We start from the raw sequence: 11,426 nt of genomic DNA, 5'->3' as shown, positions 1-11,426 counted from the left end.
GCCTCCCACAATTAATTTAATTCAGAGGCGACAACTTTCCTGAAATTGGGGGCTATAATGTGTTTAATAATCATAGAATCATAAGTAGCCAAGGCTTTTTCTAATAACTTAGAATTCAACTCTACCCCATTATCGATAAGCTTGGCTACTGCGGCTCGACGTCCAAAAAACTTGTAATTTCTAATGCCACGTTTAAATTAAAATCTATTTCGTACTTCTTTTGCATAATAAATTCTCATCGAGTCAAAAATTAAAGGTCGGTATGAAATGCAAAGCCCCTAATATTCAGTTTTGATTAAATTAATAACTAATGGCAAGATTTAATCATCATGAGAGATATCGTTCCAATCATTTAAATTGATATGTTATATTCAGAATTTTAATATCTATTATATTTTCAACTGGTTATTGATATGTTGCATTATTATGCAAAAACATCGAAATAAAGTAATTTGCTTGATGGCTTTACTATTTGGAATTAAAGACAGTGTTCTTTTATAATATGAAGGAGCCATTGCAGCGGTTTATGGTTGCTTAAACGTTTATGGTACAACATGTTAACCGCAAAATGGTTGTTAAGAAAAGGTATAATTTTGATCTCAAAATCCTGCTTGTTATTTAAGGAAGTCGCTAAATGTCGAGGTACAATTCCCAGGTAATCGGTATCACGAATGACCTCAAATGCACTAATTAAGTTTGATACGGTTATTTTTATATTTCGTTTCATGCCAACATCAGTCCATTGTTGATACAATGCCTTTTCAATAAAAGCGATGTCTACATGTTCTGCTGCCATAAACTGCTCTTGAGTTAACTCCTTAGAGGCGAATGGATGCGATTTACGCATGGCACAAACCATCTCATCTTCAAATAGAAATTCGGTGCTTATGGAGCTCCCATAAGGAAGAAAATCAGCCCCAATTGCTAAATCTACTTTAGTTGCGAGTAGCTCATCGAGATCTAAATGTTCCGATATCCAGGTAGTTTTTAATGTAAAATTGGGGGCATATTGCTCCAGATAAGCGGATAATCGAGATAAAATTATCAGCTCACCATGACTGCCAAGGATAAGATTAAAAGCGGCACGTTCAGAGTAGGGATAAAACTCATCTTTTGCAAGGACGTTATCTGCACAAGCTAAAAAGGACTTAATCTTTGGACTCAAAACCAAAGCTTTAGGAGTAGGTTTTAGGCCATGTGCTTCGCGAATAAATAAAGGATCATCAAACACCCCTCTTAACTGCTTCAAAATTCCACTCATAGCTGCCTGACTAAGATTAGATTTATCAGCAGCTTTTGAAACAGACAACTCGCTTAATAAGACATCCAGATATACTAACAAATTTAAGTTCACTTTTTTAAAGTTCATGAGGTAACAGGCCATTCAATATTTTTTATCTTATTACACGAGTATAGTTAGTTTTTTTACGCAGGATAAAATTAGCTTCGTTTCTTAAGAAAAATCAGGATTATAAATCGTGTGAAGGTCAATACATTGTTCGTAATCGAACTTATGATTGCTTTACTTTTTTCCAGATAATGAGCTGCTTGCCGTAAGATAGTGCTACTCCGGGAGTGAGATGATTCCATTTAATAATGTCCTCCATTGTTACTTTATAAACTCTTTCGAGAGTATTAAACGTTTCGTTAGGCTGAACAATATGAATAACCCTATATACTTTACCTTTTATGGGAGTCTGGCTTAAGAATTTTGCCTTTGAAATTTCATGGAACGGTAGTACAGGAGTATTTTTAGTACTTGGAATTAACAAGACCTGATTAGGACGTATGCCATGATCGGACAAACGGTTTAATTTTTTAATCAATGTAACGGTAGTATGATACTGTCTGGCTATACTTTGTAAGCTATCGCTTGGCAGGACAAGATGCTTTGTCCAGCTAACCCGTTTATCAACAGGCGAATGAGATAGATTGAAATAGAATTGAGTCACTTTCGCTATGGGAATAAGTAAAGTGAAGGGTTTATATGGTGCTGTAGCCCATCGATTATAACCCGGATTTAATTTGGTTAATTCATTCATTGAAATACCGGCCAAACTGGCAGCATGATTCAAATCAATTTGACTGCCAATACTAACCTCCTCAAAATACGGTCGAAACGCCTTTTGAGGGAGATTTATTTTATAAGCCAGGGGCTTACTCATGATTTCAGCCAGAGCTAAAAATCGAGGCACATAAACTTGGGTTTCTTTGGGCACAGCCAGCTCCCAAAAATTGGTCGTTCCTCCAGATTTAGCCGCTCTGCCGATGGCACCCTCACCAGCGTCATAAGCGGCTATAGACAGTATCCAGTTACCATTAAACACTTTATTTAAACGAACAAGGTGAGTGAGCGCTGCATTAGTTGAATGGCTGATGCTTCGTCTGCCATCAAACCACCAATCCTGAATTAAACCTAACTCGCTCCCTGTCATTGGCATTATTTGCCATAAACCTGCTGCTCCAACTTTAGAATAAGCAAAAGGATCATAAGCACTTTCTATCATAGGAAGCAATGCTAATTCACCAGGTAAGTTTCTTCGTTGAATTTCCCGAGTCACATGATATAGATAAGGTTCAGCCTTTTCACAAACCTTGGTAACAAAACCTGGATGATCAAGTATCCAGCGTATTTGCTCTTGAACCTCAGGTCGATTAACTTCGTGATTCATCTTAAATTCACTACGTAATACATCCCATACATCAAGAATTTGCGATGCTTCGGCATAAAGACTGATGCTAAAAATTACAAGGTAAATGGATAGCTTCTGTATTTTTTTACACATAAATGTCTTAATCAAATTACCATTCCTACTCTATCAGGCTGCTTTGGGGTCTGTTTACAATTCATTGTTTATGCCTACCAGCACAAACCAGAGCTGGACGTTACCCACAAATCGATTCTCTACGTACCGCAACTTTATACCAGAGAGGCGATAAATAAACATCTCAATAAACCCGGAGAAGTTCTCGTATTCCGAAGTACCTCAATACCTCGAAGCAGCACCATCCCATGCAGAATGACCACAGCTGAGTCGTGCTATCCAAGAGCCCTGGCTCAAAAGCTGGATACCGTGGTCAAGCCACGGTAATTCGATAGTTTTTCAAGGATTATTGAGAAGCAACCGGCAATAAGCGGGCTATCTCAATATCCAGAAGAATTATCCTATTCCGAACGTCAAGGAAAGAGCCATGTCGAATTACCGCGGCTTGAGCACGGTATCCAGCGGCTCCGGCTCAAAACTGGGTACAGTGTCAAGCCCCACTAATTCGCTACTGTCGTTTTGCCATAATTTTTTTGTTGTGCATAATGACCTTGATCACCATACACTTCTGGGGATTATTACATAATATTACGAAGAAAAACTACTTAAGCCATTAAGTTAAATGAAACGTTTTGGTGAGTGAGCTTTTGCGATTTAACATGAGACAGGAGTAATTTGAACCTCCATTTATAGAAACACTCTCAATACCTGTAATAAAGAGAGAGTAAACAAAAATCATACAAATTGCCTTTAATAACCCAATAAGGATTCATACGGCAAATTCAAGATGCTTTCTCTCGCATTCCTCAGCAGTCATTTCTACAGGTGCTTTTGAAAATAGTTTTGAAAAGTGCAAGATTTTATATGCGATATCATTAGGCAGGTCTTTGGGAATGGTGGAACCAGGATCATTGCGACCAATAAGAAAACTGAAACGTCGTTCATTAATCATTTTTTTATCTTTTATTATTTGTTCTTTAGCCACAGCACACAAATCCATCACATCAGTAACGGGTGTTATCCCAGTAATTTCGTTAGCTAAACCAAATTTTTCTAAAAAACCAAAAAGGAGATCCTTATCTTCCTGAGATAAGCTTCTTGTTAGACTTTTATTGTTGATCCAATTTAGTCCTTTACTAATTCCAAACATAATCCCCATAATAAAGAACGTCAAGAGCATACCGAACAGTATAAGGAATCGCATCGCTTGCTCATGACGAGCTTTGTTATTAGAAGCATCAATAAGATGTAGCAGTTCATTCTGTAAACAGGGAAAAATCCTATATCTTAGACAAGATACCACATATTCCTCTGTCTCCAATATTCCTATAGTGACAGCCTCATATATGTCGTATTTACAGTGTTGCCAGAAATCGATAGAAGATGATTTATAGGCACACAGCATTTCATATATTTTGTTTAACTCATCCTGTTTTTCTATTCGATTTAAAATGGCAAGTGTATCTAGCGAAGGATTTTCTTCGTCAAAATCATTTAACAATAACGTTCGTTCATTAGATTCACTTTTTGTTAACATTCAAGCCTTCCATAGTTGATTGGAGAGACATCAAAACAAGGATTTTAAGTTAAAATGTTTCGCTTGTACAACAAGAGCTTAAGCAACTAAATATTTATAATGATTATCCTGCTTCACAGTTTTATGAGGATGAGACATAATAAATATCAATCAAGCTCCGTATCAATTTAACAGGGAATTTAAATGAATCGTCTGCTGAAAATATCGCGCCTGGAAGGCTTAACTGATGGTATTTTTGCTGTGGCGATGACAATTCTTGTTCTTGATTTACGCTTGCCTGCTGGTGTGGTAGATAATACTCACCTCCACCTTTTTTTGGATGCTATTTATTTAAAATTATTTATCTATAGCGGTAGTTTTATTATTTTAGGTACCCTATGGATTGCCATGAATTTCCAATTTGGCATTCTTGACCATCTGAATCGACCTTATTTGTGGTGCAATATATTTTACTTAATGGCTATTTGCATCGTACCATTTTCAGCAAGTTTTGTAGCTGCATTTCCAAATAGTGAAACGAGCATCACATTTTTTGCAATCAATTTACTGTGTTGCAGTCTCGGACAGTTATTGATAAGTGAATGTGCGCGAATTTATCAATTAAATGGCGCAAGATACACTCCTGCCATTCGCAGAGCAGTCTTGCAACGTATATCTGTTGCTCCACCTTTTTATATCGTTTCTATATTCCTGGCCTCAGTCAATACAACCATCGCCTTTATCGTATTAATCATTCCACCACTCGTTTATATGATACCAGGCTATGTAGACCAATTTGATCAAGAACAATAAGAAGCCTTCTCATTTTGGTTACATAATTAGGGGTTTGTGATCATTATCTTTTTCTATTTTCGCCATCTCAGCAGCAGCTTTAGACGTTTGAGCAAGGCGGCCGCCTGTTCTGCGATCAAAAAATCCCCCAATGATCTTACCAATATCATATGGAAGCGATTGATTGGCACTGGCTAATGCTCCTGCTGCTGCACCAGCAGTATAAGCTTTGGGAGATTTCGTAATTTTTATCATTTCTTGCAAGACGTCTTCTGGTCTGTCCTTTTCAAAAATAGAGTCATTAGTATATTTTAAATGCTTAAAATAAAATGCGAGTATTTTTATATCTTGCTTGTTCTTTATGATGCTATGAAAATTTTTATTGAGACTCAGCATTTCAACAAAATCATCGCGATGATCTTTAAATTCGACCATTATGGTTCCGAGATCCTGAAGATTTTTCACTAGACGTGACAAAGAATCGGTTTCTTTAAACAAACGAAATAGCTCATCCTTATAATTTTTTTCTGAAAATTTGTTTGCCAGATTTGAAAAAAAAGCCCTGCTATTGACTAATGAAACGAATTTACCTGGTTGTTTCAGTAATTCAATGACTTCTTCCTTATATTCAGGGTAGTTCAATACAATATTCAAGAGATCTTGTTTGGGGGAATTTAATGCGGCTATAAACTTATCATGTTTTTTTAACATGTCATTCCTTGGTCTAGTTGATCCATTATAAATCAATTATAGCAGGTATTGATTATTTTAAAAAATAGATCGCTGTTGAAAAACGATTGACTGAGCTGCATCCCTTTTTAATACCCATTCAATTAAATGCACACTGTGCTCTCTAATCTGATTTACTTTTATCTAGCAATCAAGGTCTTAAAATGATATTATTAAATATAAATTAAGAACTCTTTGGTAAGAAATGGCAAAAGCATGTGTTTTAAATGAAAATGAATTCAAACGACTTTTTATGGCCGCAGAAGACAGCCCCTTTGCGCTAAGAAACGTTGCCATAATTTATTGTTCATTTGGCTTGGGGCTTAGCGTAAAAGAAATCGCTGCGTTAACATTTTTGGATGTTGTCGATCAAAACTTCAAGATCCTGGATGAAGTAAAGCTAAAACGCATTAATGCAAAAGGTGAAAAGCAACGCGATGTCTACATTAGCAACATAAAAATTATCACCGCATTACAAGATTATGTAGATTCTATACGAGCTCAAAACCAGGAAATCTTTAATCTAAAGACCCCATTATTTAAAACTCAGCGTGGAAATCGCTTTCATCCGGATGTATTACAAAAATGGTTTCGTAAACTCTACGACAAGTCTGGATTAACCGGCGCAAGCTCTCATTCAGGACGACGCACATTTATTACTCGATTAATTGAGCAAGGTGCTGATATTAAGTCGGTATCTCGTTTGGCGGGCCATGCAAACATTGCAACCACCTCAGGATACATAATAGATAACCCCGGCAGCTTAAAGCGTCTTTCTAATTTGGCAGTATTTTAATGCTCTTTATTTTAACCCCCTTTTGGTTTAAGCATTTGACGATGCAAAAAGAACCTTATCACTATCTTCGATTTGAAAAAGAGTCCAGATACTATGAGCTAAGGCTCAGCAAAGACTTATTTGAGGATTGGACGCTCACCACCAGTAATGGGCGCATTAAATCAAAACTCGGACAAAGTCGTACCCAAGCCTTTGATACATTTACTGAAGCCTTAACGCAATTGTATGCCACAGCAGAACTAAGACATCAACGCCTTTATCAAATGAAGCGCTACATGGTGGATGATATAGTGTATGCTTTTTTGTTGCTCCATCTTTGCTCGCATGCCGCGTATAAAAGTAAAGAAAAGACCAAGCGCAAGAAAACGAGTATAAACAAACCCAATAGAATGCGAGCAATTCCCACTGGAGGTATTATGAATCAAGGGTGTTTTATGTTTTAACAGTCATGTTTTAACTCACTGTTCCTCAATCATGATTTTTATACCAATTAGCATAATGCTCAAAGCCCTGATCAATACTAATACTCGGGCTGTATTTTAAATCATGAATAGCTGCATCTATATTTAAAGTTTGACCATAAAATAATGTTCCGGCACTGTATTTAGTGAGCCAAGGTTCCTTCTTTATAAAAGAGAAGCGATATAAGCGCTCATAACAACCTGCAATTTTTTTTGCTAGTGAATATGAAAGAAATCGAGTTTTTAAAGGCCTGTCTAATGCTTTATAAAGCGAGATGAGAACAGCCATTAGCGTAGTAGGTGCTCCATTGCTAATGTTATATTTGTTACCGCAAAATTGGCTGTCAGCTTTGGCGGCCAAAATCAAACTGTCCACTGCATTTTCAACACAAGTGATGTCTATTATGTTTTGCCCAGTACCTATTAGAGGTACAACTCCTTGTTTTTCTGATTTCAAAATACCAGGAATAACTGAGCGATCGTAGGGACCAAAAATTGCTCGAGGCCTAATGGTGATCACATTTAAATTTTGTTCCTGATAGGCTTTATCAATTAAGGTTTCTGCCATTAATTTGGTTCGAATACAATGAGTTGCTGCCTTCTTGGGCAAAACTGCATTTTCTTTAACGTTGTGTTTTTCAGTGTAATCAAAATAAATACTGGACGAAGATACATGAATTAATCGAGCGGTTATCGGGGTTGCTTCAATTACATTTTGAGTCGCTACAACATTTGCCTGGTAAAAATCTTTGTATTTACCCCATGGACTTGATAATGCGGCACAATGAAACACTACGTCAGCGTCTTTACTAATCTTCTTCAATGATGCCAAATCCATCAAATCCAAAGAAATAAAGCGTATTCCCGATCTACTGATAATAGAGCCCAGATATTGATTGCGCCCCAAAGCAATCACGTCATGCCCTTCATTTGCCAGACGTTTGATCAAATTCATTCCCAGACAACCCGTAGCACCAGTTACCACGCACAACATATTTATACTCCAAATAATCCCGTAAGCATTTAAGCCTGAACGTGGGTAACTAGATTTTCTATTTGAGCTAATGTAAGAAAATACAACGTTGCAGGATAGGACTTTTTGTGATCAATATTTGGGCAAATATTAGCATGGCGCTGAAAAAACAGCAATGTTCATCCCTATAACATATAAACATCAATACAAAAAAACATTGTTTTCTTCGATTTATTAATAGACCGTGTAAAACCCGCGTGCCGAATTACCGTGGCTTGACCACGGGGCAGATCGAATATAGAGTCCAGCTCCTTTCAGTTACAAATATAAGTGCCGGCTGCAAGCAACCAGTCTACACTTGTTTGTTCGTGTATTTGTAGCCCGGTTGCTTGCAGACGGGATTTTCCCCCACCCAAAGGAACATTAAAAGAACGCTCCTCCTGTAGCGCATAAAATTATATTTTTAAAGGTCTATACTTAAGTGTGACTGCTAAAAATGTACATTAAGTATAGGTTTATAAAAACAAGGAGTTAATCATGTTAAGTTGGGCACTCATTTTTTTAGTTGTTGCAATTATTGCAGCAGCGTTCGGATTTAGAGGAGTAGCATCAACTGCTACGGAAATTGCAAAAGTACTCTTTTTCCTGTTTATTATTCTATTTGTGGTGTTTTTACTAATGAACCTTCTTGGAATAGGAGCAACTCCAATACCAGTAGTTAATTAAAACAAGTTATTAAACGACATACCGTAGCCTCTCTACGGTATGATCGGATAAAAGAATCTCCAGGTGATTAACGATATTAAAATAAATTCAACCTCGAAGAGCCTGAATAACATAAGTTCTATACAAAAACACTCAAAAAAATTACAATCCCCGGTTATCAAATTCACATACCACATTCCCAATGGATGTCCATTATGAGTCATTTAATAGACCTCTCTCTTCTCAAAAGAAACCGCGATTATTCCTTACTCTACTTGGGGCAATTTATATCATTTATCGGAACAATGATTACATTTGTCGCCCTTCCCTATCAGATCTATCATCTGACCCAGTCTACTTTAGTGGTCGGATTATTGAGTTTTACTCAATTAATACCTTTATTGGTTACAGCCCTTGTTGGCGGTGTTTTTGCAGACCGTTATAACCGACGTGCGCTCTTAATTATCAGTGAAATTCTGTTGGCAGTCGGATGTTGTTTTTTAGCCTTGAATTCTTACCTTAATACTCCCAGTATCATTACTATATTCATTGTTTCGTCTTTAATGTCAGCCATTACAGGGTTGCACCGCCCTGCTTTTGATAGTATTACTCAGCAGATAGTTAAACCCGAAGATTATAAAAATGTCGGAGCTCTGGGAAGCTTTAAATTCAGCTTCTGCATGATAGTAGGACCCGCAATCGCTGGATTAATTATTGCTCAATACGGAATCGTCATTACTTATCTTATTGATTTTGCAACTTTTTTTATATCTATTATTAATCTTAGTCTCATGCACCACATTCCAAAACCAATAAAACATAAGCATCCGTCTATCATTGCGTCTTTAAAACAGGGAATATCCTTCGCCTTCAGTCGCCAAGAATTGGTTGGCAGCTATTGTGTGGATTTTATTGCGATGATATTTGCCATGCCCAATGCGTTATTTCCCGCCATTGCACAATCCTATAGTGGAGCTAAAACCTTAGGATTACTTTATGCGGCACCAGCCATAGGCGCTTTAATTATTTCATTTGTAAGCGGCTGGACTGCTCGAGTCACTCATGATGGCAAAGCAATAGCCATAGCTGCCGCCTGTTGGGGTGCTGCAATTATAGGTTTTGGATTGTCTGGCTCATTATGGATGGCTATGATGTTCCTGGCGTTATCCGGAGCTTTTGATGCCATCAGTGGTATTTTTAGAAGTAATTTGTGGAACAATACCATTCCACCTGAGCTAAGAGGGCGATTAGCAGGCATTGAAATGCTCAGTTATTTAAGCGGCCCAAGATTAGGTGATACCAGAGCTGGGCTTGTCGCCGCATGGAGTGGAATCGGTACCGCCCTCATATCTGGTGGTGTGTTATGCATTATTGGTGTTGGACTGTCTTGCTATGCATTGCCTAAGTTCTGGCAGTACAAAGCAAAGTAATTGGGTTTATCTCTGGTGCCAAACGTCACAAGCTCAGCCCCAGCCTGCATCAGTTATTGACTTACACTGCCACTACACACATCCCCTTCTTCAATGCCATTAAGCCAGACCTGTAATTGTTTGATACGGTCATTAATAATGTTTTCAAGGAAAGTACATTGACACATGGAGAATACTGAACCATAGGAATCTTTATTTTCTGGAATATACATGGAATCAACATAAGCATCTCTGAATGCTATCCATTTTTGTTGGGCAATGACAAACTTGTTGATAAACATTTTATCATCAGCGTATTTTTCTAAAACTTTTTTATAAACCTGATTGAGTCTGGTATCCGCATTCTTCATTTCATTACACGCTGCAGTATTCATTTGAAGCTGTGTCTCAGCTTTTACAGCATTACATATAATTGTCATTAAAAATACTAGCGAAAGTACACTCCTAATACTCATAGCTCATACTCCATTAGATTATATTACTTTGACCTCTTAATCATTGAGACCGATTAATTCATAGACCTAATCGCCGATGATACTTTCCTTCTTATGATGTCTGGCCAATGTTTCATCAAGACTTGCAGCTTCTGTTAAAGCAGCAACATTTTCTTTGGTAAAAAATCCATCAAAACCATGGCATCGCTCAACATATTCGGTAATGAGCAAAGAATACTGTGAGTGTTTGGAAAAGATTTGTTTTAAATCAGGGCTATCCGTACATGCACCAAAAACCCAAGCTAAAAACTCTACATGTGCTTTATTTTGTAATGTATTGATTACATAATCGATGTTCTTGATTCCAGAAGCATGATCGCCATCAACCACTTCGTAAGCGATATGATGCATTCTTCTCCCATAGTTGAGCACAAACGTTTCTGTTGGCATGGGCAGGTTTTTAAATGAGTTCACCATAAATGAAATGTTATTTGCAGTAAACACTTTGGCCGGGGAAACAATATCATCACCATGCGGAATTCTGTTCACGTTCGTAGAGGAATTCATATCGGCAATATTATACACTCCCCAAAAGTAATATTTAGAGAGACATAAAAACTCCAATATAGCATCCTCCCGCTCACCGGCAAGGATTCGGGTTGCCATATGATCGATGCCTTTTAATAATCCTTTGGTTCCATTTTCCTGACTCAACTGCTCGGCATCATTTAATTTTTTTTCCTGTTCTTTGGTTAAACTAAATCGTTGGCCTAGCTCCAATGCCTCAAAATCAAAAATGGATCCTTCGATATACCCTACGCTGTT

General features: G+C 37.4%; 11 protein-coding genes and 1 pseudogene. 5 read left to right on the top strand and 7 right to left on the bottom strand.

Annotated elements, in window-relative coordinates:
- Positions 1-478: 478 nt before the first annotated feature.
- From Q0495_RS13470 to Q0495_RS13460, 3 genes are all read right to left on the bottom strand, one after another.
- The gene (locus tag Q0495_RS13470) at positions 479-1,369 is read right to left on the bottom strand and encodes a LysR family transcriptional regulator (RefSeq protein WP_298627215.1); all 891 of its coding nucleotides are present in this window, start codon (positions 1,367-1,369) and stop codon (positions 479-481) included.
- Between the two features lie 142 nt (positions 1,370-1,511).
- Positions 1,512-2,801, bottom strand: coding sequence for a transglycosylase SLT domain-containing protein (locus Q0495_RS13465; RefSeq protein WP_298627213.1), 1,290 nt, complete (start codon positions 2,799-2,801; stop codon positions 1,512-1,514).
- A 733-nt stretch (positions 2,802-3,534) separates the two neighbouring features.
- A complete protein-coding gene (locus Q0495_RS13460) occupies positions 3,535-4,302 on the bottom strand; it encodes a hypothetical protein (RefSeq protein WP_298627211.1) in 768 nt (255 codons plus the stop codon).
- Positions 4,303-4,485: 183 nt separating this feature from the next.
- Between Q0495_RS13460 and Q0495_RS13455 the strand changes: the two genes are divergently transcribed.
- Positions 4,486-5,094: a TMEM175 family protein gene (locus tag Q0495_RS13455; RefSeq protein ID WP_298627209.1), complete on the top strand. Its 609-nt coding sequence runs from the start codon at positions 4,486-4,488 to the stop codon at positions 5,092-5,094.
- 18 nt (positions 5,095-5,112) lie between these two features.
- On the opposite strand, the gene Q0495_RS13450 is transcribed toward Q0495_RS13455, so the two are convergent.
- Entirely contained in the window at positions 5,113-5,784 is a 672-nt protein-coding gene (locus Q0495_RS13450) for a hypothetical protein (RefSeq protein WP_298627208.1), read from the bottom strand.
- A gap of 223 nt (positions 5,785-6,007) precedes the next feature.
- Between Q0495_RS13450 and Q0495_RS13445 the strand changes: the two genes are divergently transcribed.
- Positions 6,008-6,598 (top strand): site-specific integrase, encoded by a 591-nt coding sequence (locus Q0495_RS13445; RefSeq protein WP_298627206.1) that lies wholly within the window; start codon positions 6,008-6,010, stop codon positions 6,596-6,598.
- A 41-nt stretch (positions 6,599-6,639) separates the two neighbouring features.
- Positions 6,640-7,041, top strand: a complete 402-nt coding sequence (locus Q0495_RS13440; protein WP_298627204.1) for a WGR domain-containing protein — start codon at positions 6,640-6,642, stop codon at positions 7,039-7,041.
- Between the two features lie 25 nt (positions 7,042-7,066).
- Here the strand turns inward: Q0495_RS13440 and Q0495_RS13435 are convergent, their stop codons facing one another.
- Positions 7,067-8,053 carry an NAD(P)-dependent oxidoreductase gene (locus Q0495_RS13435; RefSeq protein WP_298627202.1) on the bottom strand — a complete coding sequence of 329 codons (987 nt, stop codon included), beginning with the start codon at positions 8,051-8,053 and terminating at the stop codon, positions 7,067-7,069.
- 516 nt (positions 8,054-8,569) lie between these two features.
- Between Q0495_RS13435 and Q0495_RS13430 the strand changes: the two genes are divergently transcribed.
- Both Q0495_RS13430 and Q0495_RS13425 read left to right on the top strand, forming a co-directional pair.
- Positions 8,570-8,758, top strand: a complete 189-nt coding sequence (locus Q0495_RS13430) for a DUF1328 domain-containing protein (protein WP_298627201.1) — start codon at positions 8,570-8,572, stop codon at positions 8,756-8,758.
- A 194-nt stretch (positions 8,759-8,952) separates the two neighbouring features.
- A complete protein-coding gene (locus Q0495_RS13425) occupies positions 8,953-10,167 on the top strand; it encodes an MFS transporter (RefSeq protein ID WP_298627199.1) in 1,215 nt (404 codons plus the stop codon).
- Positions 10,168-10,220: 53 nt separating this feature from the next.
- Here Q0495_RS13425 and Q0495_RS13420 read toward each other — a convergent pair whose 3' ends face one another.
- Entirely contained in the window at positions 10,221-10,622 is a 402-nt protein-coding gene (locus tag Q0495_RS13420; protein ID WP_298627197.1) for a lysozyme inhibitor LprI family protein, read from the bottom strand.
- A 66-nt stretch (positions 10,623-10,688) separates the two neighbouring features.
- Positions 10,689-11,426 (bottom strand): annotated as a pseudogene (locus Q0495_RS13415) (hypothetical protein); the annotation flags it as partial.

This window comes from uncultured Legionella sp. (genome assembly GCF_937871865.1).
Classification (GTDB): Bacteria; Pseudomonadota; Gammaproteobacteria; order Legionellales; family Legionellaceae; genus Legionella.
This window is presented reverse-complemented; position numbering and strand designations above follow the sequence as displayed.